Raw genomic sequence first — 25,248 nt, 5'->3', positions numbered from 1 at the left:
CTTGTGTCACAGCCGCAGTCAGCTGCCGGTTGCCTTCTGGTACGCCGCGACATCGGCGTCCAGCTCGGTCAGCACCTTGTTCCAGTCGACCGGGACCACCTCGACACCCGTCATGGCGGCGGCCGGACCACCGTCGGCCGGGGCGGGCACATCGGTGCGGGGCGACACGGCGAACGCCTCGGGGCCCAGTTTCGCCTGCGCGGCCGGGGCCATCAGGAAGCTCATCAGCTTGGTGGCGTCGTCCTTGTGCGGCGCGCCCTTGGCCAGACCCATCATGTACGGGACGGCCACGGTGGAACGCTTGCCTGCGGCGGCCGGGAAGAAGACGTTGAACTTGGAGCCCTTCTCCTTCACCGTGGTCAGGTTCATCTGCACGTCGCCGTTGGCGATGAGCAGCTCACCCTTGTCGACCTTGGCTTGCAGCTTGCCGGTCGAGGACGACGGGCCGACGTTGTTGGCCTGCAACGCGGCCAGGTAGTCGAGGGCGGCCTGCTTGCCACGCAGCTGCTGCAGCAGCACCAGTACCGCGGTGCCGTCACCGGCCTGGCCGGGAGTGGAGTACTGCAGCTTGCCCTTGTACTCCGGCTTCAGTAGGTCTTCCCAGGTGAGCGCCGAGGCGTCGACCGCGGGGTTGGCGATGAAGCACAGGAAGTTGTTGGCGAGGGTTACATAGCTGCCGTCGGCGTCCTTGGCCGCGGCGGGAACAGCGGCGGTGTCGATGCCGCTGGGCTGCAGCAGACCTGACTGCTTGGCCTTCTGGATGAACGGCGGCAGCGTGACGACGACGTCGGCCTGCGGGTTGGACTGCTCCTTGTCGACCCGGTTCACGACCTCGCCGGAGCCCGCCTCGACCAGGTTGACCGCGATGCCGGTCTCCTTGGTGAACGCCTCGAATTGGTTCTTGTACCAGCCACCGACACCGTCGGCGGAGTACACGGTGACGGTCTTGCCGTCCGCGGATTCGGTACCGGTGCCACCGCAGGCGCCGGTGAACGCGACGGCGGTGACGCCGGCCAGCAGCAGCGCGGCCTTGGACAGGCGGCGCGCGGTGAGGGAAGTACGCACGATGACAGCAACTTTCGTTTCAGATGTCGGGGGAATCGCAGGGGCGGGTGGATCGGAGGGCGACGCCGCGGCGAATACCGCGGCGGCAGGTTCGGCAGCGCACCAGCTCTCAGTGCGCGAGCACCAGCGCCGGGAAGTCGGCGACCGACGCCACGACGTGGGTGGCGCCGGCGGCGCGCAGCTGCTCGGCGGTGTGCGCGCCGGTCAGGGTGCCCGCGACGATGCCCGCGCCGGCGGCCAGGCCGGTGGCGATATCGCTGGTGGTGTCACCGAGCACGGCGATCCGGTCGACGGCGTCGACGCCGAGGCGCAGCGCGGCAGCCAGCACCATGTCGGGGTAGGGGCGGCCGCGTCCGGCGTCGGACGGCGCGAGGGTGAGATCGACCAGGTCGGCCCAGCCCAGCGCGGCGAGGAGTTTGTCCTGCGTGCTCCGGCTGAATCCGGTGGTCAGCGCGACCCGGACACCGGCGTCACGCAGTGCGGTGATCGCTTCCACCGCACCGGGAATCGGCGCGATATCGGCCTCGTCGACCAGTGCTTCGTAGGCGGTTTCGAAGGCGCTGTTGGCGTGGTGGGCGGCGGCCTCGTCGCCGTCGAGCAGCGCGCGGAACACCTCGATCTTGGACTGGCCCATGGTGTCGACCACGTAGCGGCGAGCCTGTTGCCGGCGCGGGCCCTCGGGCTCGATCCCGGCGGTGGTGGCGGCACTCTCGAAGGCGCGCAACACCAGTCCGCCGTCGGCGACGGTGGTGCCTGCCATGTCGAGGGCGGCGAGCTGAATCTTGTTGTTCGACACAGTTGTTCCTCACAGTCCGATCTGGTCGGCGGTCTGTTCGCCGATGGCGGGGCCGAGCGTCATACCGCGACCGCCGGGGCCGGTGACGACCCAAACGTTGGTATCGGCCCGCACCCGGGTGACGACGACTCCGGGGTCGACGCTCTGGCTGTAGACGCCCGCCCAGCGCCGCACGATCGGCGGCAGCTTGCGGCCGAGCAATTCCTCGGTCACCTCGGTGAGGTGGTCATAGGGTGCTTCGTCGACGTCGAAGGCGAACGGCTCGACGTATTCGTGGGTGTCGCCGATGGTCAGGCCACCGTGCAGGCGCTGCACGCACAGCAGCTGCATCTTGTGCTCGGCGGCGGTCGCGGTCTGCGATTGCTCGGCGGCCAGCGAATCCACCTGCGGACCCGCGAAACCCGGGTAGTACCGGAAGCTGTCGCCGTCGGCGATCGCGGTGGTGAGCGGTTCGCCCAGCGGGGCGGTCTGCATCATCTGCAGCCGCACGCGGCGCACCGGCAGTTCGCCCGCCAGCTCACGGGTGAGCCCGGAGTGGGCGGCGCCCGGGCAGTGGATGACGAGGTCGGCCTCGTGGCGGCGACCGTGATCGTCGACGACCACCGCGCCGGAACCGGTGTCGAGGACCGCACGAGCCTCGGTGCCCTCGTGAAAGGTGTAGCGATCGGAGGCGGCCATGTGGGCGCGCAGCGCGGGCAGTGCTTGCCGCGACTCCACGGCGGCATCGGTCGAGCAATGCAGGCCCGCAAGGTATTTGCCGCGCACCGCCGGGTTGATCGCGCGTACCTGGTCGGGGTCGAGCAGGGTGAACCCGCGGGCATCGGCGGAGTCGCCGGCAGCCGCGGCCTCGGCGACAGCGAGTTCGGCGGGGGTACGCACCAGCGTGATCGAACCAGCGGGCCGGAAGCCGACGCCAGCCACCCGGCCGCCGATCTCCTCCCACAGCTCGCGCGAACGCAGCGTCAGTTCCAGCTCGTTCGCCGACCGGCCCGAGACCCACACCAGGCCGAAGTTGCGGACCGTCGCGCCGCGGGCTTCGCGTTCGCGTTCGAGGTGCACGACCTCGTGTCCACGGGCTGTCGCCGCCCAGGCGTGGGCGGTGCCGAGGATCCCTCCACCGATGATGACCAATCGCATGCCACCGATAGTGGCAAATGGTCTAGACCGATAGGTGTGGGCCGCGAGAACGGCAAGTTAATTTTTGGTATAGACCAATCCGGGTAGGGTGGGCAGCATGGATTCGCCGCAGACGACCCGAGTTCCGAAGGTGTTCCTGGTTCGCACCGAAATCGATCTGCTGCTGGCCGATCTCACCGAGGGCGACCCGGTGCCCTCCGAACGCGACCTCGCCACCCGCTTCGGCGTCGCCCGCGAGACCGTGCGACAGGCACTGCGAGAACTGCTGGTGGAAGGCAGGATTCGCCGTCAAGGCCGCGGCACGGTGATCTCCCGCCCCAAACTCACGCAGCCACTGTCGCTGCGCTCCTATACCGAAGGCGCGATCAGCCTCGGCCGCACCCCCGGCCGCATCCTGGTGGCCTGGGAAGACGTCGCCGCGGACGCGGCGACGGCCACCGACCTCGAGGTGGAGCCGGGCACCGAGGTGATGCACCTCGAGCGGGTACTGCTCGCCGACGGTGAACGTGTCGGGCTGGAGAGCACCTACCTGCCACTGCACCGCTTCGCCGCCCTGCGCGGCAGCTATGACCCCACCACTTCGCTGTACGCCGCGATCCGCGCCACCGGCGTCGAACTCGCCGGTGCGCGCGAACGCATCGAAACCGTACTCGCCGCCCCGAGAGAGGCGGGTCTACTCGAATGCACCACCGCACTACCGATGTTGCTGCTGCACCGGCGCAGTGTCGACGCCGACGGCGCACCCATCGAACGGGTGCGCTCGCTCTACCGTGGCGACCGCATCGCCTTCGAGGCGAGACTGTCACCGGAGCCGGCGTAGCCCTTACTGCTCGGGCAGCCGCCGCCGCCCGCCGGCCACATCGGTGACCAGATCTGTGTAACCATCCACAAGCTCGGCGAGGTGGTACCAGTGCTTGTGGGTGTTGTCGCTTCGCGCGCCGTCGATGTCGATCGCCTGATTGGCATCCACCCAGCTACGCGCCATCCGGTCGACGACCGCACCGAGACTTTCGGTGTGCAGCGAGGCGCCGTTGCGATGCAACGGGATCTCCTGGACACACCAGTCGTTGATATCGTCGACGAGTTCACTTCGACGGCAATCGATCTCGGCGATCAATGCCGTATCACGCACCTGCCCCCGCCGTTCGTGCAGTTCAGCGAGTGCGTGCGCTGACCGCAACAATTCGCGATCTTGAAATCGCCGCCCCTGAAATGCGCACAACAATTGCGGAGCGGTGGGCAGTATGCCCATCACCGGCGCGCTCATCGCACGGCCCCGAATTCACCCGACACCCAAGATTTGTCTACCAACATGATTGGCTCTCGATTCGGTTATCCCGGTCATCTGTTTGGATTGTTCGCAACCAGGCTAACTGGATCATGCTCGCTCAGAAGGCGAAACGCAAGATTGCGTTATCACTCCTGCAGTAAAGCCGCCCTGACAGAACCGGGAGTCACATGCGCAGCGCCGCACGGTCTTCCGGCGTGCCTCGCGGACTCGCCGAACACCATGGCATGCCCTATGCCTCCGTCTTCGCCGAACGCGTGACATAGCGGCCTTGCAGCGCAATAATGCGTTTCATGGCAGGCAAGCGCACGACCCTGACCGTCCGGCTCCGCAGGCTCGCAGCCATGTTGCGCGAGTTGCGCGAAAGTGCCCAGCTGAGCAAGGAAGACGTCAGCGCGCGAACCGGAATCAACGTCACCACGCTGTACCGGATCGAAATGGCGCAGGCGCGCCCACAACGTCGCACTCTCGGCGCCATGCTCGACCTGTATCAGGTCGACGACAAAATGCGCGAGGAAGCACTCAGTCTGCTCACCGATGCGTTGAAACCCGGCATGTCGCGACCTTACGAAGGCGCGGTGTCGGAGGTGTACGCGAATTACATCAACTTCGAGGCGGAAGCGTTGTCTGCCAGGCAGTACCAGACCTCGACGGTGCCCGGCCTGCTGCAGACCTTCGAGTACGCCGCCGCCGTGATCGACACCTCGATGCCACGCCTGGATGCCTCGGTGATGGAGAGCCGGGCGCAGGCGCGCATGGATCGCGCCATCAACCTGACCAAGGACGACCCGCTGGAATTGTGGGTGGTGATGGACGAGGCGGCGATCCGCAGGGTGGTCGGTGGACCCGCGACGATGGCGGGCCAGCTCGACCGGCTGCTCGACGAGACCAAGCGCAAGAACGTGATCCTGCAGGTACTTCCGTTCGACGCGGGCGCGCACCCCGGCATGGCGGGCTCGTTCACGCTGCTCGACTTCCGCAATCCCGTCGACCCCGAACTGGTGTACGTGGAGAGTATGTCCGTGCACGATCTGGTCGAGGGGCACTCGGAGATCCGCCGTTTCGGCGTGATCTTCGACCAGCTGCGGGCGATGGCGTTGAGTCCCCGCGATTCGGCGAAGCTGATCACCGAGGCACGGGACGCGATCACCCGCTCCACGTCCGCTCAGTAGCGGCTGGCCCGGCGGAAACCGATCGCGGCCGGTAGGGCGAAGATCGCGATCGCGCCGAGCGACCACGCCAGAGTGGCCAGCAGCGGGCCACGCACCGGCCCGCCGAGCGAGAGTCCGCGCATGGTGTCGATGGCGTGCGTGAGTGGGTTGTGCTCCACGATCGGGCGTGCCCAACCGGGATAGGCGGCGAGCGGGACGAATCCGGTGCTGAAGAACATCAGCAACGACGATCCCAGCGAAACCACCTCCACCAGTGCGGCTTTAGCGGTGTACACCGCCAGTGCGGTGACCATCGTCGCGAAGCCGAGTCCGTACAGCACCGGGATGGCGAACAGGGCGATCGCGGCAGGCAGGCCCTGGGTGAAGCGGAATCCGAGTGCGATGCCGACCGCGAAGATCACCATGGTGCACACCAGGATCCGGACGCCTTCGGCCAGGACGCGCGACAGCAGACCCGAGGCGCGATGGACCGGCAGCACCCAGAATCGGGAGAGCAGTCCTTCGTCGCGCTCGCGGCCCAGGGTGACGGCTCCGGCCAGGGAACCCGACATCACCCCGACCAGTGCGACCATCGGGACCGAACCGTAGAGGGCGTCGGCGCCCGCGAACGACGACACCTGCTTGCCCAGTACGGCATTGAGCATCACCAGTAGCAGCGCCGGGAAGAGCAGGGCCTGCATCACGGTCAACGGGTCTCGAGTCCAGCGAGTCAGCAGGCGCCGGGTCTGGATCGCCGTCTGCGGTAGCAGCATTCGCAGCGACTCGCTGTGCCGTGCGAGAGCGGGCAGGGGAAGGGTCGTCATGCGGCCCGCCGGGCGGCATGACGCCAGGACAGACCGCCGCAGACCACCAGGATGCCGAGCGCCCAGGCCAGGCCGGGGCCCAGCGTCGCGAGGTCGACGGTGCCCGCGTCGCCGGTGGAATCGCCCGCCAGCGCGCGCAGGCCGTCGACGAACTGGGAGACGGGCTGATTGCGGGCGAAACCCTGGATCCAGCCAGGAAATTGGCTCGCGGGCGCGAAGCCGGTGGACACCATGCCGAAGATCAGCTGGGGCAGGACGAGGATCTGGGTGGTGGCCTCGGGACTGGCGGACACGCTGCCGAGCAGATCGGCACCGCAGCACAGGGCCGTCGCGATCAGCAGCGAGAACGCGAGAAAACCGACTGTGTGCCACCAGCTTCCGTAGAAGCGGAACCCGATGACGGCGCCGCAGACGAGCGCGGCGCCGACCGCGATCACCGCACGGTGGGCGGCCACGGTGATCCTGGCCGCGAACGGGACCCAGCGTGGCATCGGCAAAGTCGCGAACCGGACGTCGAGGCCGTCACGGGCATCGGTGGCGGCACGGAACGTGGCCGAGATGGCGCAGAACGCCACGGCCTGCATGACGATCATCGGCATCAGGAACTGGGCGTAGCTGCTCAGGCCGTGCCCGTAGACGGTCATCACGAGGTTGAGCGGGACGTAGAAGCCGAGAGTGAACACCGCGGGGGCGAGCAGGGCGGTGAGGATCTCACCGGTGCGCCATGCCGGGCGGATCAGCCGTCGCGCGAGCACCCACCACTGGGTGAACGCCACCGTCGGCGCGCGGTCGGAAGTGAGCTCGTCGGCGGTCGGCACGCCCCCATCGTGGTCGACGCGCGCGGTGGTGCCGGGGAACCCGGTCAGCATGTCGTGCGCGCGGAGGGCGGGGCGGTCGCGAGGATGCGGGCGATCTCGGGGAGGACATCGGGTGCGGTGAGTTCGTCCGGGGTGGCGTCGAGGACGAAGCCGGTGACCGCACCCTCGACGTAGGGGCGCCACCGGCGAACCGTGGCACCGGGGTCGAGGCGATCGGTGCCGCCGGGTTCCCGGCCCGGGATGCACACGGTGAGGTCGCCGAGGAGCCACGAGGGTCGGTGTCCGGACACCATGCGTGCGGCAGTGGCGCTCAGGCCGGCCAGGCGGTCGAGATCGTCGCCGGTGATGTCGATCGTTCCCGCCGTCGCGGCGTTGATCGCCGCGGCGTTGTCGTCGGAGGTCGTGGTTGTCGCGCCTTCCGCAGCTGCGTCGAAGGCCGGGCCGTCGGCGCAGAGCAGCGAGGCGATACGGTCGGCCGGCAGCGGCGCCGGGGCGGGGGCTTCGGGGTCGGTGGCGAGAACGACGACGCGAACTCGCTCGCCTGCCGCGCGGAGCCGAACCGCGACTTCGTGGGCGACGAAACCCCCTGCGGACCAACCGAGTAGCTGGTACGGGCCGTGCGGGGCGATGCGGCGGATCTCGGCGGAACAGCGGGTGGCGTAGTCGCGGATCGTGCGCGGTTCGGCGCTCGCCTGCAGGCCGTAGATCGGGACGCGAGGATCGAGGTGGGCGACCAGGCCCACATAGTTCCAGGCCAGGACCGCTTCTCCGGCCAGGCAGAACAGCGGTGCGCCGTCGACGTAGGTGGTGCGCGGGCGGATCGGCAGCACCAACGCCGTGGCCGCGGAATCGGCACGCTCGCCGACGGCCGACTCCGCCGAACAGGAATCGGGCCGACCTGCTGTCCACCCGCAGGCGGACGGCAGATCGGCCGGATCGTCAACAGTGCCCACAACAAATGATACGTCGCGCGAAACCCCCAGCAGCCCAATACTTTCGGGGGCTTCCGCCGCAGACCGACCGCGCATCCGAACTCCTTCGCCGACCCGACCACAGAGGGTGTGAGTTCCACTGTCGCGCGGGACGGCCCCGGCCCCAACCATCCCCGGGGCCCGGTCTCGCCCACCCAGGTGGCGGTGAATCCACCCTTGGTGTCAATACGTGTTCGCGGGCAGGCTGCGCGCACCGGACCACAGATCGTCGATCAGGCGCTCATAGCTGTCAGCGAGGTCGTCGAGGCGGACCCATTCGTCGTAGCAGACCGACACGGGGGCGCCGGCCAGGGCGACGAACGCCTGGGAACAGTGCTTGGCCAGACGATCGACCAGGCCGCCGAGAGTTTCGCAGTGTTCGTCCGCCGCGGCGTGCGGAACGGGGGCGGCGAGGATCACCCAGCGGTCGATCGCGCGCATCAACTGGGCCCGGCGCCGGTCGATGCGCTCGGACTCGCTCAGCGGGGAATGCTCGCGCAACTGATGCAGCAGCGCCAGCTCCCCGGCGGCATCGAGGATGGGGTGGTCATCGTGTGGCAAACCACGGAACGCCGCGAGGAGCACGTCCTTGCCGGGCAGCATCGACTCTCGTGCCGCGTGCCGCATTTCACCGCTCCCCCGCCGAACCGCCGACGTCAACGCGCGAAACCTTCATCTGGCACTCCTCCGGCTCGGGCACGGCACCCCGGTGGAGGTGCCATCGCGTGCGGACGGAACAGGCCGGGTGGACACCGATCGCATCCACCCGGCAACCATTCCGCCACCACTGTCCCCTACAACGGCCCGTCGGCGGAAGCGAATCGGCACGGACATCCACATTGTCCGCTTCGCCGCCCCTTGTCCGCCCCGCCCCCGAGCTTGCCTACTGCACGCGCAGGCTGCCGAAGAGGCCGTCCTTCTCGTCTTCGGGACCTGCCGTGAAGTAGAGGGCGTTCGCGTCGCCCAGGCTTTCGCCGTTGCCGAACATCAACGCCCACAGGCCCGCGATCTCGACCGGCTTCGCCTCACCGTCGCGCAGATAGTCGACAAAGGTGCCGGTGGTGTCGTCGTAGGCGAGGACCCGGCCGAGGCCACCGAAGTTGCCGATCAGCAGCTTGCCCGACAGCGCGCCGAAGTTCGACGGCGCGATCGCCACACCCCACGGCGCGTTGAGCCTGCCGCCGTCGTCGATGATGCGAACCAGCTTGCCCGCGCCGTCGAACTCGGCGACCTTGCCCTTGTCGGGCTTGCCGTGGGAATCCTTGTCCTGGTCGGCGTCGAGCGAGGCTTCCTCGGCCTTGTCGAAGGCCTTCGGGTCGTTCTCGTCGGGCTGCGTCACGGCGTAGGACACGAACACCCGGCTGCCCAGGGTGGTGATGTTGAACGGCGCGGGATCGCCGGGCCTGGCCTTCTTGCCCTTCTCGGGCGAGGACGCGTCGATCACCTCGCCGGTGGCGAACGGGTTGGCGAAACCGGTGGTCGCGACCGGCTGCCAGAACTTGTCGAAGGTGCGAACCTGCGGGTCGGCACCGAAATCGGCGGCCAGCAGTTTGTCACCCGAGGGCGCCAGCGCGATTCCGAAGAAGGCCATGCCCTGCGCGGAACCGTCGAACACCTGGTTCGCGCCGCCGTCGCGGCGCACGATCGCGCCGTCGGGGGCCTGCTCGGTCCAGGCCGAGATCTTGCCCGAGTCGGTGGCGAAGATGAAGCGCGAGGAACCGCCGAGCGGGATCGGCACACCGTCCACATCGACCCACTGGTCGCGCACCGCGAACAGATCCGAGGTGATCGGCGCCGGGTTGAACACGACGCCGGTGACCTTGCCGATGCTCTTGTCGGAGGTGTCGGCATCGGCGCCGGGGACGCCGACGAGCTTGAGCTGGTCCTGGGTCAGCTTCTGCAGCTTGGGATCCGAAGACGACTGCACGTCACCGAGGAACTGGAACGACTTGCCGCCCGCGCCGACCCAGAAATGCCCACCGGCGCCCTTCGGCCGATCTGCCAGCCCCCAGGCGTTGACCATGCCGGGCAGCGTGAACTGGGCGTGATAGGAGTCCTTGTCGGCGGCCAGGTTGGTCTGGCCGTAGCGGTTACCGTCCAGCGCGGCCACATCGTCGTTCGAGGGCTCGGTGTTCGAGCACGCCACGGCGAGCAACACTGCCGCGCCGAGTACCGCACCGCGCACCAGCCCGGACCGCACCCCGCGGGCGCCCCTCACATGTCCGTTCACGTTCTTGTCCTTTCGACCTTCCGCCGGACGGCGTTCAGGCGAGGCTGACCTTATCGTGGCTGATGCGGCGGTGTGCCGTGACCGTCGCAGGAAGCACAGGGCTACGCTGTCGGCCGTGGTCGAACCTTCCCCCAACATCGCCCCGCACCCCGACATCGCTGCCCTGGCACCACTACTCGGCACCTGGCGCGGTCGGGGCAGGGGCGAATACCCGACCATCGAATCCTTCGATTACGTCGAGGAGATCACCTTCGGGCACCTGGGCCGGCCGTTCCTCACCTACAAGCAGCGGACCAAGGCAGGCGCCGACGGCAGGCCGCTGCACGCGGAGACCGGCTACCTGCGCAGTCCGGCGCCGGGCCGGGTCGAACTGATACTCGCCCATCCGACCGGAATCACCGAGATCTGCGAGGGCACGATCACCGAAACGGTGGACGGAATTCGTCTGGAATTGAACTCCACGAATATCGGTCTGAGCGAATCGGCAAAGCCGGTTACCGCCGTCGGACGCTCATTCCATGTCACCGGCGACACCATCGAGTACACGCTGCGGATGGCGGCGGTCGGCGAATCTTTGCAGCATCATCTAGCGGCGACTCTGCAACGCGGCTGAGGCACGTGCAATTCGGCGAGTTACCCGAACATGACCTTTGATCAGTGCATTTGCCGGATCGAAACCGATAATTCACCTTTTCATCACGGCCCGGTAGCAGTTGTGTTCGAACACGCCCGCACATAGGGCAACAATTGTGTGTCGCTTGCTGCCGTCGCCTGTTGCCGAAGTAACCGCCGTTCTACGGTGGTGCATCAGCTAATCCTCAGACAATCGAACGACCTGCCCCGCGAACACGTCGAAACCCTGAATGAGGGAGACGAACCATGAGGCGTTCTACTTTGATCTTGACCACAGCGGGGATGATCCTCGGCGGCGCGGCCGCCATCGACGTCCTCGACAGCGCGGCCACCGCCGCACCCGAGCCCGTTGTCAGCTACAACGTGCTGCACGACACGGCGTCATCCCACACCGACAGCACATCGCTCGCGGTGGTGCGGGGTCTGCTGGCGACCGAGAACGCCGACTGACCCGACACCATCACGAGTCCCGTAGTGCCCGCTACCCGTTCGACCGGCGTACTCAGTAGCCGGCGGGTAGTGCGGCGAACATGTCCCGGGTGACGGCCACCGCGTTGTCGGAACTGCCACCCTTCACCAGCAGTGTCGCGAACGCGATATCCCCGCGATAGCCGACGAACCACGAGTGCGATCCACCGTCGACCTCGGCCTCGCCCGTCTTGCCGTAGACCTCACCCTGATCCCTGATGCGTTCGGCCGTGCCACCCGTGACCACCATGCGCATCATCGAACGCAGCCCCTCGACCACCTCCGGCGCGATCGCGGGCCGATCGCCGGTGATCTCGGTGGGCCTGCCCGCGATCAGATACGGCACCGGCGCGGCACCGTGCGCGACCGTCGCGGCCATCACGGCCATCCCGAACGGGCTCACCACCACCCGGCCCTGGCCGATGCCGTCTTCGGCGCGCTGGACGAGCCCCTCGGCCTTCGGCACCGACCCGGACACGGTCGGTAGACCTTCGACCTTGTAGTCCTGGCCGACGCCGAGACGCGCCGCGGCCTCGGTGAGCGCGTCGGGTTCGAGCTTGCTGGCCAGCCTGGCGAAGGTGGTGTTGCACGAGCGTTCATAGGCGGTGGCCATCGGCACTTCACCGACGGTGAACATGTTGTAGTTGGGGATGGTGCGCTCGCCGATGATGGTGCTGCTCGGACAGGCCAGTACGGTGTCGGGCGTGGCCAGCCCGGAGGCCATCGCCGCCGACGCCGTGACCGTCTTGAAGATCGAGCCCGGCGGGTACTGACCGCTGGTGGCCACCGGACCGTCGCGGTCGGCGAACTTGTTCTGGGCCACCGCGAGGATCGCACCGGTCGACGGGCGCAGCACCACCATCATCGCCTGCTCGGTGCGCAGGTCGACCGCGTGCTGGGCGGAATTCTGCACGAACCGGTCGATGCTCAGCGCGAACGACGGCGCCGGTTCGGCCGCTTCCTCGTGCAGCACATCGAGATCGGCGCCGTCGGCGTTGCGGGTGACCACACTCCAGCCCGCCTTGCCGTCGACCTCGGCGATCACCGTCTTGCGGACCTGGGTGAGCAGGTCGGGCGCGAATTTACGGTCGGTGGGCACCATGTCCCACTCCTGGGTCAGGGTCACGCCGGGCAGGCCGATCAGTTCGCCGCCGATGGTCTCGGCCTCGTACTCGTTGAGCAGGATCACGGTGTGCGCGCCGTCGGTCTTGCGCGCCGCGGTGAGGATGGACTGCGGGGTGTAGGCGACGGGGTCGATGCGGCTCAGCGCCGCGGCAAGCGCACCGGCGACGCGGCCGGGGTCGGGAGCGTCGGCCACGGTGAACTTCACCCGCGAGACCTTGCCGGGGACCAGCACGTCGCTGCCCGCGGCCTCGTTCACCCTGGCGCGCGGCGCGGGGCGGGTGCGCAACTCCATGCTCTGGGTGTCGCCGAGTTTGGGATGGATGTCGGCGGAGCTCCAGCGGACCAGCCAGCGCCCGTCACTGCGGCCCATCTGCAATTCGCCGGAATAGGTCCACTGACGACCCTTCGGCAGGGTCCACTCGTAGGTGTAGTCGACCGTCGCGGTGTCACCGTTGACGCGCGCGTCGCCGGTGCGGATCGACAACTTCTCCGCCTGCAACGCCTGCCACGTCGAAGTCAGTGCCGCCGCGGCCTTCTCGGGTGCGGTGGTGAGCGCCGCGGCCGCGGGGAGATCGTGTTCGGCGAATGCCTCGGCGAAGGCGTCGGCGGCGGGCACCGGCCCCTGGGCACCGGAAGAACAGGCCGTCGCCGCGACAGCGAGGGCGGCCACCGCGCACGTGGTGAGCATCCGTGTCCTCATCGGCACCGATGGTAGCGGCGAAAAGCCCCTCGACCTCGGCGCCACGCGCCAAAGTTTCAGTCCAGCAAGACGGTTGCGAAGGTAGCGATCTGACGGAATCCCACCCGGCTGTAGGCGCGGCGGGCGACGCGGTTGTAGTCGTTGACGTAGAGACTCGCCGTACGGCCTGTCGCCACAACAGCATTGGCGACCGAGGCGGTCCCGGCGGTCCCCACACCCGCACCCCGGAATTCGGGATGCACCCACACGCCTTGGATCTGGCCGGTGCGTCGCGACAGCGCGCCGATCTCGGCCTTGTAGACGACCTCACCGTCCTCGAAACGTGCCCAGGCCCTACCGGATTCGATGAGATTCTTGATCCGCCGCCGATAGCCGCGCCCACCGTCGCCCGTGCGCGGGTCGATGCCGACCTCTTCGATGAACATCGCGATCGCGGCGGTCAGATAGCGGTCGATCTCGTCGGGCCGCACGCGGCGCACTCCCCCGTCGGCGCGCGCGGCGGCCGGCCTGGCCAGTGCCAGCAGGGGCTGATCGGCGCGCAGTTCCCTGGCCGGGCCCCAGCTCGGGAGCAGCATCTCCCACAGCGGGAGTGCGAGTTCCTGCCTGCCGACCACCGAGGAACACACCCGCGGCCAGCGGCCTGCCCGATCGGCGAACGCGCGCAATGCCTGCTGGTCACCGCGCAGCGGCACCAGATTGGCGCCGGAGAAACACAGGGAGTCGGCCGGTCCGCCGCGGCTCCACAGCTCACCGGCACCGGTCCGGGAGTCGATCCCGAATTCCTGCACCCGGGCCGCGATCATGCACGACGCCACCGGGTCGGCGTCGAGGACGCGCAGCACCTCACCGAGATCTCGCACGGCCACCGGGCGCGCGGGAGCGGTTTTGGACCGTCGCGTCGGCTCCAGCAGACTCCGCACGGCACAAGCCTGCCACGAAAGCACGCCGAGCGGTACGGGTCCGCCGAATCCGGCGGATGACCGTGTACGGAGGTCGGTTCAGCTCACAGAGACAACGGGCTCCGCACCCGGCTCCGCGTCCATCTGTTCGGCGATGCGCATCGCCTCTTCGATCAGGGTCTCCACGATCAGATGCTCGGGCACGGTCTTGATGACCTCACCCTTGACGAAGATCTGCCCCTTGCCGTTACCGGAGGCGACACCGAGGTCGGCCTCGCGTGCCTCGCCGGGCCCGTTCACGACGCAGCCCATCACCGCGACGCGCAGCGGCACCTCCAGGCCGTCCAGACCGGCGGCGACCGCGTCGGCCAGGGTGTACACGTCCACCTGGGCGCGTCCACACGACGGGCAGGACACGATCTCGAGCTTGCGCGGGCGCAGGTTCAGCGACTGCAGGATCTGGCCGCCGACCTTGATCTCCTCGGCGGGCGGGGCCGAGAGCGACACGCGGATCGTGTCGCCGATGCCCTCGCTGAGCAGCGCGCCGAAGGCCACCGCGGACTTGATCGTGCCCTGGAACGCCGGGCCCGCTTCGGTGACACCGAGGTGCAGCGGGTAGTCGCTCTGCGCGGCGAGCTGGCGGTAGGCCTCGACCATGATCACCGGGTCGTTGTGCTTGACCGAGATCTTGATGTCGCCGAAGCCGTGCTCCTCGAACAGGCTCGCCTCCCACAGCGCGGACTCGACCAGCGCTTCGGGGGTGGCCTTGCCGTACTTCTCCAGCATCCGCTTGTCCAGAGAACCGGCGTTGACGCCGATGCGGATCGGGATGCCCGCGGCGCCCGCGGCCTTGGCCACCTCGCCGACGCGGCCGTCGAATTCCTTGATGTTGCCCGGGTTGACGCGCACCGCGGCGCAGCCCGCGTCGATGGCGGCGAAGATGTAGCGCGGCTGGAAGTGGATGTCGGCGATCACCGGGATCTGCGACTTCTTCGCGATCGTGGCGAGCGCGTCGGCGTCTTCCTGGCGCGGACAGGCCACCCGCACGATGTCGCAGCCCGAGGCGGTGAGCTCGGCGATCTGCTGCAGCGTGGCGTTGATGTCGTGGGTCTTGGTGGTGGTCATCGACTGCACCGAGATCGGCGAATCGCTACCGACGCCGACATTGCCGACCATCAGCTGGCGGGTCTTGCGCCGGGGTGCGAGAACAGCAGCGGGGGCGGCGGGCATCCCCAATCCGATTGTGCTGGTCACGTTCGGCTGCCTTCTTTCGTACGTTTCGCGGATCGACCTGGTTGTTGTTGCCGAGCTTAGTCGCGCAGGGTAACGGGGCGCCCTGTGAGGGGCATGACACCGGCCGTCTCACCTCAGGGCAGACGGATCGGGTTGACGATATCGGCGGCCAAGGTCAGCACCATGAACGCACCACCGATCACTACCGCCACATAGGTCACCGGGAGCAGCTTCAGATAGTCGACCGGACCGGCAGGGGCCTTGCCGAGCCAGCCGCGGACCGTGTTGCGGATCTTCTCGTAGAGCACCACCGCGATGTGCCCGCCGTCCAGCGGCAGCAGGGGCAGCAGGTTGAATGCTCCCAGGAAGAAGTTCAAGCTGGCCAGCACCATAATGAACATGCCCCACAGGCCACGTTCGGCGGTCTCGCCACCGATGCGGCTGGCACCGTAGACGCTGACCGGGGTCTCCGGATCGCGCTCGCCGCCGGTAACCGCTTCCCACAGCGCCGACACCTTCTGCGGCATCTTGGCGAGCGACTTCACCGTCTCGACGAAGAAATCACCGGTGAACGAGATGGTGGCCGGGATCGCCGCGATCGGGCCGTACTGCTTCGGCTCGGCGTAGTCGGGGCCGACGCCGACCGCGCTCACCTCACGACTCGCGCCTTCCTTGGGCGAGCGCACGACCCGTTCCGGGGTGACCGGGACCGTCAGCGTGGTGCCGTCGCGTTCGATCGTGTAGGTGAAAGTGCCGGTCTGCTTCTGGGTTTCGGCCTGGAACTGCGCCCAGGTGCTCACCTCGACGCCGTTCACGGCCTTCACCACGTCACCACGCCGCAAACCGGCGCGCTGGGCGGGTCCGTCGCCGGTGCAGGGGGCGAGGGTCTTCTGCGGGGTCTCCTGCGCGACACAGCTCATGGTGCCCAGCGCGGTGGCAGGCGGCTGCTCGAGCTGGGGCAGGCCCCAGCCGATCGCGAGGACCATCAGCAAGACGAACCCGAGCAGGAAGTTCATGCCGATGCCGCCGAACATCACGACGAGGCGCTTCCAGGTCGACTGGCGATACATCGCCCGGTCGACCTCCTCCGGTTCGAGCTCGTCGAGCGCCGTCATGCCCGCGATGTCGCAGAAGCCGCCCAGCGGCAGCGCCTTGAGCCCGTACTCGGTCTCACCGCGACGGAACGAGAACACCTTCGGCCCGAAGCCGATGAAGTAGCGGCGCACCTTCATGCCGGTGGCCTGCGCGGCCCACATGTGCCCGCACTCGTGCAGCGCGATCGAAATCGTGATGCCGAGCGCGAACAGTGCGAACCCCAGCGCGAAAACCATGTGGGCCCTTCTCTTTGGCGGCTGGCGCCGCGTGTTTTCGGCCTCGTCACCCCGAATCCGAGGGGCGATACTGCGCCTGCGGCGTTCCGTCTCGCCCCTCGGATCCGGGGCGGCCGAAAACGTGGTGGTCTCGTTGTGGTCGTCAGGTCAGGACGTTGTTTCACCGTCGATGGTCTTCGCGGCGTACTCCCGTGCCCAGCGGTCGGCCGCGAGGACGTCGTCCAGGGTATCGGGTTCGGCATGCCAGCGGTCGGCGGCCTCTACCGCGCGGGTGACGGTGCGCACAATGGCGGGGAAGGTGATCTTGCCGTCGAGGAATGCTTGGACGGCGACCTCGTTGGCGGCGTTGTAGACCGCGGTGACGCTGCCGCCCGCTTCCCCTGCCTGTCTGGCCAGCCGGACGGCGGGGAAGACCTCGTCGTCGACCGGCTCGAAGGTCCAGGTGGAGGCGGTGCCGAAATCGCAGGCGGCGGCTGCGCCGGGGATGCGGTCGGGCCAGCCCAGCGCCAGGGCGATGGGGAGCTTCATGTCAGGGGGGCTGGCCTGGGCCAGGGTCGAGCCGTCGGTGAAGGTGACCATCGAGTGGACGATCGACTGGGGGTGGACGGTGACGTCGATGCGGTCGTAGGGCACACCGAAGAGCAGGTGCGTCTCGATCAGTTCCAGGCCCTTGTTCACCAGCGAGGCCGAGTTCAGGGTGTTCATCGGGCCCATCGACCAGGTCGGGTGGGTCTTGGCCTCCGCGGGGTTCACCGATTCGAGCATCTCGGTGCTCCAGCCGCGGAACGGTCCACCCGACGCGGTGAGCACGAGCCGGTCGACCTCTTCCGCACGACCGCCGCGCAGGCACTGGGCCAGCGCCGAGTGCTCGGAGTCGACGGGCACGATCTGGCCGGGCGCGGCCGCCCGCGTCACCAGGGAGCCGCCCGCGACCAAGGATTCCTTGTTCGCCAGCGCCAGGCGGGTGCCCGCGTGCAGGGTGGCCAGCGTGGGTTCCAGACCCAGCGAACCCACCAGGGCATTGAGCACGACATCGGCGTCGGTGCGGCGGACCAGTTCGGTCACGGCGTCGGGGCCGCCGAGTGCCAGCCCGAGCGCCTGGGCGGCGGCGGGATCGGCGACGGCGACATTGCGGGTGCCGGTGGCGGTCATCTGCTCGGCGAGCAGGGCGGTGTTGCCGCCGCGTGCCGCCAGCCCGACCACCTCGAAGCGGTCGGGGTTGGCGGCGATCACCTCGAGCGCCTGGGTACCGATCGAACCGGTACTGCCGAGAAGCAGCACCTTCACCCGATCGGTGGACGGGGAACTGGCGTGCGCGGCACGCGTTGCGGGGTGGGACACGGGCCCATTGTGGCAGGGCTGCTGGCTACGACGGACGGTCGTATGCCACGATATGCTCACTCGCCCAACCAGAACTCGAGCCCTTAGGAGCGATCGTGGCAGCCACGGACCTCGATAAAGCCAGCACCGAGCGTGCCGTCGCCACCAGCGTCGACCCCGCCGAGGTGCCCTCGGCAGCATGGGGCTGGAGCGGTGAGTCGCGCAAGACCTTCCGCATCGCGGGTTGGGTCGTCGTCGTGGCCCTGCTCGGGATGACCATCGGCAACCACCAGGGTCATGTCGAGGACATCTTCCTCGTCGGCCTGGCCGGCGTGATGGCGCTCATCCTGGTCGTCGATTCGCTCACCCGGCGGATGCCGAAGTAGTTCTTCGACGACAATACGTCCACGCCTGCGGCAATCACCATGCGCCGCAGGCGTTTTCGTGTGTCAGCGGCCGCGGCGGGCTGGTTTGCGGCCACGCGCGACCGGCTTCTTCGGCGCCGGTTTCTTGGCCGCGGGCTTCTTCGCCGCGGGTTTGCGCGCGGGCGCCGCGGCGCGCTGCTCCGGTTCCGCGACCCCGCCGCGCGAGCTGTTGGCCGAGCGGCCGCGCACGATGCCGACGAACTCCTCGAGCAGATCACTGTCGGTCCCGGCAGGCCATGCCAGCGCGATCTCGGTGAACTCGGTGTCGCTGATCGGGCGGTAGACCAGGTCGCGGCGGTGATGCAGGCGCGCGATCGACTGCGGCATGATCGCCGCGCCACCCACGGCGGCGACCAAGGCGAGAGTGTCGACGGCCTGATCGAGGTCGGCGCCGGCCTGGATCGTCTCGTCGGCCAGATCCGCCGGGCTGATCGTCTCGAGCAGGGACAGCGCGTCGTCTTTCTGCACGACCGCGACCGGCGTCTCCTGCCACAGCGCGATCGCGTTGGTCGCGGTCCGGTCGATGGGCAGCCGGACGAAGCACAGGTCGACTCGCCCCTCGCGCAGCGCCGACTCCTGCTCGCCCTGCGCGACGCCGACGACCTCGAGCGGGTGGTCGGGTAGCCGTTCGCCCCAGATCCGCGCCCACTTCGACACCGTGACCCCCGGCACGAACCCCACCCGCAGGCTCGCGGGCGCGTCGGGCTTCTGCTCCCTTTCGGCCTGCTCGCGCACCCGGATCAGGTCCCTGGCACGCGCGAGCAGCGCGGTGCCGTCGTCGGTGAGCTGGGTCGGCGAAGCGCCCGGCACGAAGACGCGGGTGCCGAGCTCTTCTTCCAGCTCGATCACGGTGGCGCTCAGCGCCTGCCGTGGGATCCGCAGCGCCTTGGCTGCGCGGGCGAAGTGCAACTCCTCGGCGACCGCGACGAAACGACGCAACCGGTCGAGGTCGATGGAGTCGGCGGCGGTGACGTCGAAGTCGCTCATTCTGACCAGAATATGGCACCCGCCGATCGGGTCGACGAGCCGATCAGAGGTTGGCCAGCAGCGCGATCACGCCGGCGATCACGATGACGACGACCAACAGGACCGCGTAGGTGCCCAGCGCCGATCCCCAGCCGCCCCGTTGCGGCGGCGGATTCGGTATCGGCGCCGGTTGCGGCTGCCAATACTGCGGCGTGGGCGCGTACTGCGGCTGAGGCATCCGTGGGGGCATCGGAGCGGGGTTGTACTGCGGGATGGGAGTGCCCGTCGAACTCACCGGGCGCATGGGCTGCATGCCGACGAACGGCTGCGCGTGCGCCCCCGAGGTGGGCCGGGCGATCGGGCGGGCGCCGGTGGTTCCGGTGCGCACCGCCCGTCGGGCGGCGTCGACGAACTCCTCGCACGAGGTGAACCGGTCGGCGGGCCGCTTGGCCAGCGCACGCGCCATCACAGCGTCGAGCACCGGCGGCAGGCCGGCGCGACGCGGGCTGATCGGGGGTGGCGGCGCTTGCAGATGCCCGGTGATGACCGCGGCCGGGCTGGTCGATTCGTACGGTGCGCTGCCGGTCAGCAATGTGTAGAGCGTGCACGCGAGGGAGTACTGGTCGGCGCGGTGATCCAGTGCGGCGCCGGTGAGCTGCTCGGGTGCGGCGTAGGCCAGCGTGGCGGTGAACGATCCGGTCTCGGTGAGATGACCCGAATCGTCGCGCAGCCGTGCGATGCCGAAGTCGGTGAGATACACCCGCTCCTGGCTGCTGGAACGCGCCAGCAGGATGTTGGCGGGCTTGACGTCGCGGTGCAGTACCCCCGCGCGATGCGCGTAGTCGAGCGCGGCGGCGGTCTCACCGATGATCTGCAGCGCCCGGTCCGGCGGCAGGGAATGCGGATCCAGCGAGGAGGCATCGATCCCGTCGATGTACTGCATGCTGATCCACAGCTGATCGCCCTCGACGCCGCGGTCGAACACGGTGACGATATTGGGGTGGTCGAGCTGGGCGACCAGGTCGGCTTCGCGCTCGAACCTGGCCCGGATCTCCTTGTCGGAGAACAACTCCCGATTCAGCAGCTTGAGTGCCGTCCATCGGGGCAGACGCGGGTGCCTGGCCAGATACACCGACCCCATCCCGCCCTGACCCAGCTGCCGGTCGATCGTGTAGCCGGCGAACACCGTCCCGTCAGAAACCACTCTGACCCCCGAATCTCGCTCTTCGTCCGACGGCCTGGACCCTACCAAACGCAGGACCCGCGAATCGGTGCAGTACACCGCCGGGTGGCGGGTTCAACCCAGTGGGAAGCGGGCGATGTCGGCGAGGAGAACAGGCATGTCGGCCTCGACTGTGGTGAAAGCCGAGCCGCGCTGGAATACCAGCACCCACCGTTCTCGCGCGGGATCGCTGAAGGTGGACACCACGGCGGAGCCACTGTATCCACCGTTGTAGGTCTGTTCACGATGGTGGTCGGTCCGCGACCCCGACGACGCGTTTCCTTTGTCACCGGTCTCACCACGAAACCGATTCACGGCCTCGACCGCGTCCGCCGCGGTCGCGAAGGCGTAGAAGAAGTAGTCGGTATCGGCACTTTGCAGGCTGCCGCACGACCATTTCGCGTCTGCCTGCTGAAACGTCAGCTCCCACAAGAGTTCGTTCCGAATCTTCGTGTTCGCGTACGCCGAACACTCGCGGCCTTCGAATCCAGGGCCGTCCGCGAATCCGGTCGGCACCATCTGGGGAAATGCCTGCGACATCGCGGCCAGATCTTTGTGCGCACGCGACCGTTCCAGCATGTCCGATATCCAGGTGCTCTCGTCCTGCCACACCCAGGTGACGGCGCCGCCGATGATCAGTGTGAAGGTCAGCAACACCGCGACAGCGACCCGGCCGATTGGGCGCGAGTACAGGGCACTACACCCCAGCTCACTCCTCCACGCGCACACCCATCGATCGCGCCGTACCCGCGACGATGCGCATCGCCGCCTCCACATCGGTGGTGTTCAAGTCGGGAAGTTTGCGGATCGCGATGCGGCGCAACTGGTCCCGGCTGATCGCGCCGACCGGCTTGTGCCCGGGCTGCGGGGAGCCGGGGTGGCCGAGAGCCTTGCGGATCAAGGACGCGGTCGGCGGGGTCTTGAGCCGCATCGTCCAGCGTTTGCGGGCGTCGATCGTGATGGCGGCCGGAATGATCTCGCCACGTCGATCCGCGGTGGCGGCGTCGTAGCGCCGTTTGACCTCGAAGGGCGCAACGCCGGTCGGACCGAGCATCTTGCCGAGGACCATCAGCGAGGCATTGCCCGCTTCGAGCTCGAGAGTGACTGTGACAGAGGCTGTTTCGCGCGCCATAGTCAACGATCTCGGACGCACGCGTCGATCCGGTCCCACGACGATAACGCCTGGGCCGCAACCCGCTCGTGCGGTTCGGTTCGCCTGATCCCGATTCGCCTGTCAGTCTGTGGGCGTGAAACGGGACGTTTCCGCTCGCCTGGAGGTCGCGGTCCATGCCGATTCGGTGCTGCAGTGTCAGATCGCTGTCGCCCGCCAGCCAGGACTCGATCTCATCGAGTCCATGACATGCTCGCTCGACGGCGAGTTCTGCACGCCACGCGAAGTGGTCGGTCCGCACGGTTCCCGGATCCACGTGCTCGACGTGCGCGCGGGCACCCTCCGGATCGACTATCAGGCGACCGTCCTGGGCACCGCCGTCCTCGCGCCGCCTTCCGACTACGACCTCGCGCTGTACCGGCGGCCGAGCCGCTACGCAGAGTCGGACAAGCTGCTGGGCTTCGCGGCGGCCGAATTCGGTTACGGCATAGCCGATCCCGAGGTGGCCAACCGCGTCTCGTCGTGGATCGGCAGACGGATCACCTATGTCTCGGGCAGCAGCACGCCCATCGACGGTGCGGTGGAGACGCTGCTCTCCGGCACCGGAGTCTGCCGCGACTTCTCGCATCTGATGGTCGCGCTGTTGCGCGCCGTCGGCGTCCCCGCCCGGGTCGCCGCGGTCTACGCGCCGGGCTGTGTGCCGATGGACTTCCACGCCGTCTGCGAGGCCTACATCGACGGCGAGTGGCGCACCTACGACCCGACCGGCCTCGCGCCGCGCTCGAGCCTGGTACGCATCGCCACCGGCCGCGACGCCTCAGATATCGCCTTCCTGGACAACCACGGCGGCGACATCACCCTGAACTTCATGTCGGTCAACGCCTTCGTCGCGGGCCCACTCCCCTACGACGACTTCATCGCACCGAGCAGCATCGTCTGAGCTCGAGCACGTCCTCCGAGCCCGTGAACGGCGACGAGCGCCGTCTAACCCTCGGCGGCGAGCTGACCGCAGGCGGCGGCGATCTCCTGGCCGCGGGTGTCGCGCACCGTGCACGACACGCCCTGGGCGATCACGCGGCGCACGAACTCCTTCTCGACCGGCTTGGGGCTGGCATCCCACTCGCTGCCCGGTGTCGGGTTGAGCGGGATCAGGTTCACGTGCACGAGCGGACCGAGCGCCTTGTGCAGTTTCTTGCCCAGCAGGTCCGCACGCCACGGCTGGTCGTTGATATCGCGGATCAACGCGTACTCGATCGACACGCGACGCCCGGACTTGTCGGCGTAATACCGTGCGGCGTCGAGCACTTCGGCGATCGACCAGCGATTGTTCACCGGCACCAGGGTGTCGCGCAGTTCGTCGTCGGGGGTGTGCAGCGACACCGCCAGGCGCACCGACATGTTCTCGTCGGCCAGTTTGCGGATCGCGGGCGCCAGGCCGACGGTCGACACCGTCACCGACCGCTGCGAAATGCCGAGCCCGTCGGGAGCAGGCGAAGTGATCCGGCGAACCGCGTTCACCACCCGCTTGTAGTTGGCCAGCGGCTCGCCCATCCCCATGAACACGATGTTGGACAGCCGGCCCGGACCGCCGTGCACCTCGCCGTCGCGCAAGGACGCCGCGGCGGCACGCACCTGGTCGACGATCTCCGCGGTCGACAGGTTGCGGGTGAGCCCCGCCTGCCCGGTCGCACAGAACGGACACGCCATCCCGCACCCGGCCTGACTGGAAATGCACAGCGTGTTGCGGTCGGGGTAACGCATGAGCACGCTCTCCAGCAGCGTCCCGTCGTGCGCCTTCCACAGCGTTTTGCGGGTGTCGCCCTCGTCGCACGCGATATTGCGCACCACCGACAGCAGCGGCGGGAACAGCGTCTCGCCGACCTTCGCGCGCACATCGGCGGGCAGGTCGGTCATCAGGGCGGGATCGGACTGCAGGCGGCCGTAGTACTGACGGGCCAGCTGGTCGGCCCGGAACTTCGGCAATCCCAGCTCCTGCACCGCGGCCTTGCGTTCGTCCGAATCGAGATCGGCGAGGTGGCGCGGCGGCATGCCGCGGCGCGGGGCATCGAACACGAGGGGCAGGGAGATGGCCATAGTTTCACCATTGTCCCAAACGCACCGTCGTGGTCACCACGCCGGGCAACGTTATCGACAAGATGCGTGCACGAGCCATAGCAGTCGGCAATGATCGAACTATGAGTACACACGCAGAATCCGGTGCGTCACCGGCCGAACACGACCCGCCGCCGACCGATCTCACCGGCAAGCACAACAAGCCCGCCGAACCGGCGAAGCCTGCTACCACACCGGCTCCGCGCGACGCCGTGCACGGATCGCGCACCGGCTACACCTGGATCGCGTTGCTGGCCGCGGCCCTGCTCGGCATCGTCTTGCTGATCTTCATCATCCAGAATCTCGACAAGGTCCGGACCAACCTGCTGTTCTGGCACTTCGAACTGCCGCTCGGCGTCACCGTGTTGCTGTCGGTGATCGCGGGGGCGCTGGTGATGGGCCTGGTCGGCGGAGTCCGCATCCTGCAACTGCGGCACGCCGCCAAGAGGCCCTGACGATCAGATCAGCGCGCTGAGTACCAGCCAGGAGACGAACGCCGAGGGCAGCATCGAGTCCAGGCGATCCATGATTCCCCCGTGCCCCGGCAGGAGCGTCCCCATGTCCTTGATGCCGAGCTCCCGCTTGATCTGCGACTCGATCAGATCACCGATGGTCGCCACGGCCACCAGGCCGACACCGAGCACCACACCGATCATCGAGTTCGCCTCGAGCAGCAGCGTGACGGTCAGCAGACCGCCGATCACGCTGAACACCAGCGACCCGCAGAATCCCTCCCACGACTTCTTCGGGCTGATCGCGGGCACCATCGGATGCCTGCCGAACAGCACACCGGCGACGTAGCCGCCGACATCGGAGCACACCACCAGGATCATGAAGGTGAGCACCCGTAGATTGCCGTCGGGTTCGAGCAGCAGCAGCGTCGAGAACGCGGCCAGCAACGGAATCCAGGTGAGGGTGAACACCGCGATCGCGGTGTCACGCAGGAAGTTCTTCGGCGCGGTGCTGAGGCCGTGGTCGAACAGACGCCACACCATGCACACCAGCGCGGTGGCGGCGAACGCGCCGAGCACCCCGCTCGCCCCCCACGGCCAGCCCAGCCAGAACACCGCCTGACCGCCCACCAGCAGCGGAATCCGCGGCACCAGCACATCGGCTTCGCGCAGCCGCTTGGTGACCTCCCAGGTCGCCACGCCGACGCCGATGCCCGCGACCGCGATGAACACCTTCGGGACGAACAACAGGATCGCGATCAACGACAGCCCGAGCGTCAGCCCGACTGCCAGTGCCGCGGGCAGATTGCGCCCGGCCCGTGAGGTCGGGGCGGGCGGCTGCTCGTCCTGCGGCGCGGCCGCGGTCTCCTCGACCTTGTCCGGCATGGGATCCGGTGCCGCCCCGGTGGCGGCGGCGTCTTCGGCCACGATTGTCCCGTCGCTCAACTCGTCGTTCCGTTCATCCCCCGCAC

General features: G+C 68.3%; 27 protein-coding genes. 7 read left to right on the top strand and 20 right to left on the bottom strand.

The genetic code is table 11. The features are described 5' to 3' along the window. Positions 1 to 18: 18 nt before the first annotated feature. The 3 genes from ACFTS5_RS00825 to ACFTS5_RS00815 form a co-directional block, all read right to left on the bottom strand. Positions 19 to 1,065: a 2-aminoethylphosphonate ABC transporter substrate-binding protein gene (locus tag ACFTS5_RS00825; protein ID WP_378626419.1), complete on the bottom strand. Its 1,047-nt coding sequence runs from the start codon at positions 1,063 to 1,065 to the stop codon at positions 19 to 21. A 109-nt stretch (positions 1,066 to 1,174) separates the two neighbouring features. Continuing rightward, positions 1,175 to 1,861: a phosphonatase-like hydrolase gene (locus ACFTS5_RS00820; protein ID WP_378626418.1), complete on the bottom strand. Its 687-nt coding sequence runs from the start codon at positions 1,859 to 1,861 to the stop codon at positions 1,175 to 1,177. A 9-nt stretch (positions 1,862 to 1,870) separates the two neighbouring features. Beyond that, positions 1,871 to 2,998 (bottom strand): TIGR03364 family FAD-dependent oxidoreductase, encoded by a 1,128-nt coding sequence (locus ACFTS5_RS00815; RefSeq protein WP_378626416.1) that lies wholly within the window; start codon positions 2,996 to 2,998, stop codon positions 1,871 to 1,873. Between the two features lie 97 nt (positions 2,999 to 3,095). Between ACFTS5_RS00815 and ACFTS5_RS00810 the strand changes: the two genes are divergently transcribed. After that, complete coding sequence (locus ACFTS5_RS00810) at positions 3,096 to 3,818, top strand: GntR family transcriptional regulator (protein ID WP_378626415.1); 723 nt, start codon at positions 3,096 to 3,098, stop codon at positions 3,816 to 3,818. 3 nt (positions 3,819 to 3,821) lie between these two features. Here ACFTS5_RS00810 and ACFTS5_RS00805 read toward each other — a convergent pair whose 3' ends face one another. Continuing rightward, positions 3,822 to 4,181, bottom strand: a complete 360-nt coding sequence (locus tag ACFTS5_RS00805; RefSeq protein WP_101468584.1) for a DUF4254 domain-containing protein — start codon at positions 4,179 to 4,181, stop codon at positions 3,822 to 3,824. Between the two features lie 398 nt (positions 4,182 to 4,579). Between ACFTS5_RS00805 and ACFTS5_RS00800 the strand changes: the two genes are divergently transcribed. Further along, positions 4,580 to 5,458 carry a helix-turn-helix domain-containing protein gene (locus tag ACFTS5_RS00800; protein WP_378626413.1) on the top strand — a complete coding sequence of 293 codons (879 nt, stop codon included), beginning with the start codon at positions 4,580 to 4,582 and terminating at the stop codon, positions 5,456 to 5,458. On the opposite strand, the gene ACFTS5_RS00795 is transcribed toward ACFTS5_RS00800, so the two are convergent. The 5 genes from ACFTS5_RS00795 to ACFTS5_RS00775 form a co-directional block, all read right to left on the bottom strand. Next, positions 5,452 to 6,261: an ABC transporter permease gene (locus ACFTS5_RS00795; RefSeq protein WP_378626412.1), complete on the bottom strand. Its 810-nt coding sequence runs from the start codon at positions 6,259 to 6,261 to the stop codon at positions 5,452 to 5,454. The two genes, ACFTS5_RS00800 and ACFTS5_RS00795, sit on opposite strands and share 7 nt — an antisense overlap. Further along, positions 6,258 to 7,130 carry an ABC transporter permease gene (locus ACFTS5_RS00790; protein ID WP_378626411.1) on the bottom strand — a complete coding sequence of 291 codons (873 nt, stop codon included), beginning with the start codon at positions 7,128 to 7,130 and terminating at the stop codon, positions 6,258 to 6,260. The genes ACFTS5_RS00795 and ACFTS5_RS00790 overlap by 4 nt, the downstream gene beginning before the upstream one ends. Then, positions 7,124 to 8,032, bottom strand: a complete 909-nt coding sequence (locus ACFTS5_RS00785) for a thioesterase domain-containing protein (protein WP_378626409.1) — start codon at positions 8,030 to 8,032, stop codon at positions 7,124 to 7,126. Before ACFTS5_RS00785 ends, ACFTS5_RS00790 begins: the two co-directional genes overlap by 7 nt. 201 nt (positions 8,033 to 8,233) lie before the next feature. After that, on the bottom strand, positions 8,234 to 8,677 hold the full coding sequence (locus ACFTS5_RS00780; protein ID WP_378626408.1) for a hypothetical protein: 444 nt from the start codon (positions 8,675 to 8,677) through the stop codon (positions 8,234 to 8,236). Between the two features lie 256 nt (positions 8,678 to 8,933). Continuing rightward, a complete protein-coding gene (locus tag ACFTS5_RS00775) occupies positions 8,934 to 10,280 on the bottom strand; it encodes a TIGR03118 family protein (RefSeq protein WP_378626407.1) in 1,347 nt (448 codons plus the stop codon). A 115-nt stretch (positions 10,281 to 10,395) separates the two neighbouring features. Here ACFTS5_RS00775 and ACFTS5_RS00770 point away from each other — a divergent pair, with 115 nt between their 5' ends. Both ACFTS5_RS00770 and ACFTS5_RS00765 read left to right on the top strand, forming a co-directional pair. Further along, on the top strand, positions 10,396 to 10,893 hold the full coding sequence (locus ACFTS5_RS00770; protein ID WP_378626406.1) for a peroxynitrite isomerase: 498 nt from the start codon (positions 10,396 to 10,398) through the stop codon (positions 10,891 to 10,893). Between the two features lie 266 nt (positions 10,894 to 11,159). Next, on the top strand, positions 11,160 to 11,363 hold the full coding sequence (locus ACFTS5_RS00765; protein ID WP_378626405.1) for a hypothetical protein: 204 nt from the start codon (positions 11,160 to 11,162) through the stop codon (positions 11,361 to 11,363). 52 nt (positions 11,364 to 11,415) lie between these two features. Here ACFTS5_RS00765 and ACFTS5_RS00760 read toward each other — a convergent pair whose 3' ends face one another. The 5 genes from ACFTS5_RS00760 to dxr all read right to left on the bottom strand — a co-directional run bounded on the left by ACFTS5_RS00760 (position 11,416) and on the right by dxr (position 18,010). After that, positions 11,416 to 13,206 (bottom strand): penicillin-binding transpeptidase domain-containing protein, encoded by a 1,791-nt coding sequence (locus ACFTS5_RS00760; protein ID WP_378626403.1) that lies wholly within the window; start codon positions 13,204 to 13,206, stop codon positions 11,416 to 11,418. 56 nt (positions 13,207 to 13,262) lie between these two features. Next, the gene (locus tag ACFTS5_RS00755; RefSeq protein WP_378628249.1) at positions 13,263 to 14,117 is read right to left on the bottom strand and encodes a GNAT family N-acetyltransferase; all 855 of its coding nucleotides are present in this window, start codon (positions 14,115 to 14,117) and stop codon (positions 13,263 to 13,265) included. Positions 14,118 to 14,204: 87 nt separating this feature from the next. Beyond that, the gene (ispG, locus tag ACFTS5_RS00750; RefSeq protein WP_378626402.1) at positions 14,205 to 15,359 is read right to left on the bottom strand and encodes a flavodoxin-dependent (E)-4-hydroxy-3-methylbut-2-enyl-diphosphate synthase; all 1,155 of its coding nucleotides are present in this window, start codon (positions 15,357 to 15,359) and stop codon (positions 14,205 to 14,207) included. A gap of 113 nt (positions 15,360 to 15,472) precedes the next feature. Continuing rightward, positions 15,473 to 16,669 (bottom strand): M50 family metallopeptidase, encoded by a 1,197-nt coding sequence (locus ACFTS5_RS00745; protein WP_378626401.1) that lies wholly within the window; start codon positions 16,667 to 16,669, stop codon positions 15,473 to 15,475. Positions 16,670 to 16,816: 147 nt separating this feature from the next. Next, on the bottom strand, positions 16,817 to 18,010 hold the full coding sequence (dxr, locus tag ACFTS5_RS00740) for a 1-deoxy-D-xylulose-5-phosphate reductoisomerase (RefSeq protein WP_378626400.1): 1,194 nt from the start codon (positions 18,008 to 18,010) through the stop codon (positions 16,817 to 16,819). Between the two features lie 95 nt (positions 18,011 to 18,105). Between dxr and ACFTS5_RS00735 the strand changes: the two genes are divergently transcribed. After that, a complete protein-coding gene (locus ACFTS5_RS00735; protein ID WP_378626399.1) occupies positions 18,106 to 18,375 on the top strand; it encodes a DUF2631 domain-containing protein in 270 nt (89 codons plus the stop codon). Between the two features lie 63 nt (positions 18,376 to 18,438). Here the strand turns inward: ACFTS5_RS00735 and ACFTS5_RS00730 are convergent, their stop codons facing one another. From ACFTS5_RS00730 to ACFTS5_RS00715, 4 genes are all read right to left on the bottom strand, one after another. After that, on the bottom strand, positions 18,439 to 19,401 hold the full coding sequence (locus tag ACFTS5_RS00730) for a LysR family transcriptional regulator (RefSeq protein WP_378626398.1): 963 nt from the start codon (positions 19,399 to 19,401) through the stop codon (positions 18,439 to 18,441). Positions 19,402 to 19,444: 43 nt separating this feature from the next. Further along, positions 19,445 to 20,584, bottom strand: a complete 1,140-nt coding sequence (locus tag ACFTS5_RS00725; RefSeq protein ID WP_378626396.1) for a serine/threonine-protein kinase — start codon at positions 20,582 to 20,584, stop codon at positions 19,445 to 19,447. Between the two features lie 93 nt (positions 20,585 to 20,677). After that, positions 20,678 to 21,259 carry a hypothetical protein gene (locus ACFTS5_RS00720; protein ID WP_378626395.1) on the bottom strand — a complete coding sequence of 194 codons (582 nt, stop codon included), beginning with the start codon at positions 21,257 to 21,259 and terminating at the stop codon, positions 20,678 to 20,680. A 52-nt stretch (positions 21,260 to 21,311) separates the two neighbouring features. After that, the gene (locus ACFTS5_RS00715; RefSeq protein WP_378626394.1) at positions 21,312 to 21,734 is read right to left on the bottom strand and encodes an uL11 family ribosomal protein; all 423 of its coding nucleotides are present in this window, start codon (positions 21,732 to 21,734) and stop codon (positions 21,312 to 21,314) included. Between the two features lie 115 nt (positions 21,735 to 21,849). On the opposite strand from ACFTS5_RS00715, the gene ACFTS5_RS00710 reads away from it, so the two are divergent. Further along, positions 21,850 to 22,653 (top strand): transglutaminase family protein, encoded by an 804-nt coding sequence (locus ACFTS5_RS00710; RefSeq protein WP_378626393.1) that lies wholly within the window; start codon positions 21,850 to 21,852, stop codon positions 22,651 to 22,653. 44 nt (positions 22,654 to 22,697) lie between these two features. Here ACFTS5_RS00710 and rlmN read toward each other — a convergent pair whose 3' ends face one another. After that, positions 22,698 to 23,807 (bottom strand): 23S rRNA (adenine(2503)-C(2))-methyltransferase RlmN, encoded by a 1,110-nt coding sequence (gene rlmN, locus ACFTS5_RS00705; RefSeq protein WP_378626392.1) that lies wholly within the window; start codon positions 23,805 to 23,807, stop codon positions 22,698 to 22,700. A 101-nt stretch (positions 23,808 to 23,908) separates the two neighbouring features. Here rlmN and ACFTS5_RS00700 point away from each other — a divergent pair, with 101 nt between their 5' ends. After that, positions 23,909 to 24,280, top strand: coding sequence for a lipopolysaccharide assembly LapA domain-containing protein (locus ACFTS5_RS00700; RefSeq protein WP_378626391.1), 372 nt, complete (start codon positions 23,909 to 23,911; stop codon positions 24,278 to 24,280). Positions 24,281 to 24,283: 3 nt separating this feature from the next. On the opposite strand, the gene ACFTS5_RS00695 is transcribed toward ACFTS5_RS00700, so the two are convergent. Then, the gene (locus tag ACFTS5_RS00695; protein WP_378628247.1) at positions 24,284 to 25,162 is read right to left on the bottom strand and encodes a phosphatidate cytidylyltransferase; all 879 of its coding nucleotides are present in this window, start codon (positions 25,160 to 25,162) and stop codon (positions 24,284 to 24,286) included. Positions 25,163 to 25,248 lie beyond the last annotated feature (86 nt).

The organism is Nocardia sp. NPDC056952 (genome assembly GCF_042674185.1).
Classification (GTDB): Bacteria; Actinomycetota; Actinomycetes; order Mycobacteriales; family Mycobacteriaceae; genus Nocardia.
The sequence above is the reverse complement of the archived record's forward strand: the minus strand, read 5'-3'. Positions and strand labels throughout refer to the sequence as shown.

Coding starts and splice junctions, on each gene's coding strand:
- ACFTS5_RS00800 (WP_378626413.1), top strand. CDS start 4,580: ATGGCAGGCAAGCGCACGACCCTGACCGTCCGGCTCCGCAGGCTCGCA.
- ACFTS5_RS00815 (WP_378626416.1), bottom strand. CDS start 2,998: ATGCGATTGGTCATCATCGGTGGAGGGATCCTCGGCACCGCCCACGCC.
- ACFTS5_RS00760 (WP_378626403.1), bottom strand. CDS start 13,206: ATGAGGACACGGATGCTCACCACGTGCGCGGTGGCCGCCCTCGCTGTC.
- ACFTS5_RS00745 (WP_378626401.1), bottom strand. CDS start 16,669: ATGGTTTTCGCGCTGGGGTTCGCACTGTTCGCGCTCGGCATCACGATT.
- ACFTS5_RS00790 (WP_378626411.1), bottom strand. CDS start 7,130: ATGCTGACCGGGTTCCCCGGCACCACCGCGCGCGTCGACCACGATGGG.
- ACFTS5_RS00810 (WP_378626415.1), top strand. CDS start 3,096: ATGGATTCGCCGCAGACGACCCGAGTTCCGAAGGTGTTCCTGGTTCGC.
- ACFTS5_RS00730 (WP_378626398.1), bottom strand. CDS start 19,401: ATGAGCGACTTCGACGTCACCGCCGCCGACTCCATCGACCTCGACCGG.
- ACFTS5_RS00695 (WP_378628247.1), bottom strand. CDS start 25,162: ATGCCGGACAAGGTCGAGGAGACCGCGGCCGCGCCGCAGGACGAGCAG.
- ACFTS5_RS00780 (WP_378626408.1), bottom strand. CDS start 8,677: ATGCGGCACGCGGCACGAGAGTCGATGCTGCCCGGCAAGGACGTGCTC.
- ACFTS5_RS00715 (WP_378626394.1), bottom strand. CDS start 21,734: ATGGCGCGCGAAACAGCCTCTGTCACAGTCACTCTCGAGCTCGAAGCG.
- ACFTS5_RS00700 (WP_378626391.1), top strand. CDS start 23,909: ATGAGTACACACGCAGAATCCGGTGCGTCACCGGCCGAACACGACCCG.
- ACFTS5_RS00765 (WP_378626405.1), top strand. CDS start 11,160: ATGAGGCGTTCTACTTTGATCTTGACCACAGCGGGGATGATCCTCGGC.
- rlmN (WP_378626392.1), bottom strand. CDS start 23,807: ATGGCCATCTCCCTGCCCCTCGTGTTCGATGCCCCGCGCCGCGGCATG.
- ACFTS5_RS00795 (WP_378626412.1), bottom strand. CDS start 6,261: ATGACGACCCTTCCCCTGCCCGCTCTCGCACGGCACAGCGAGTCGCTG.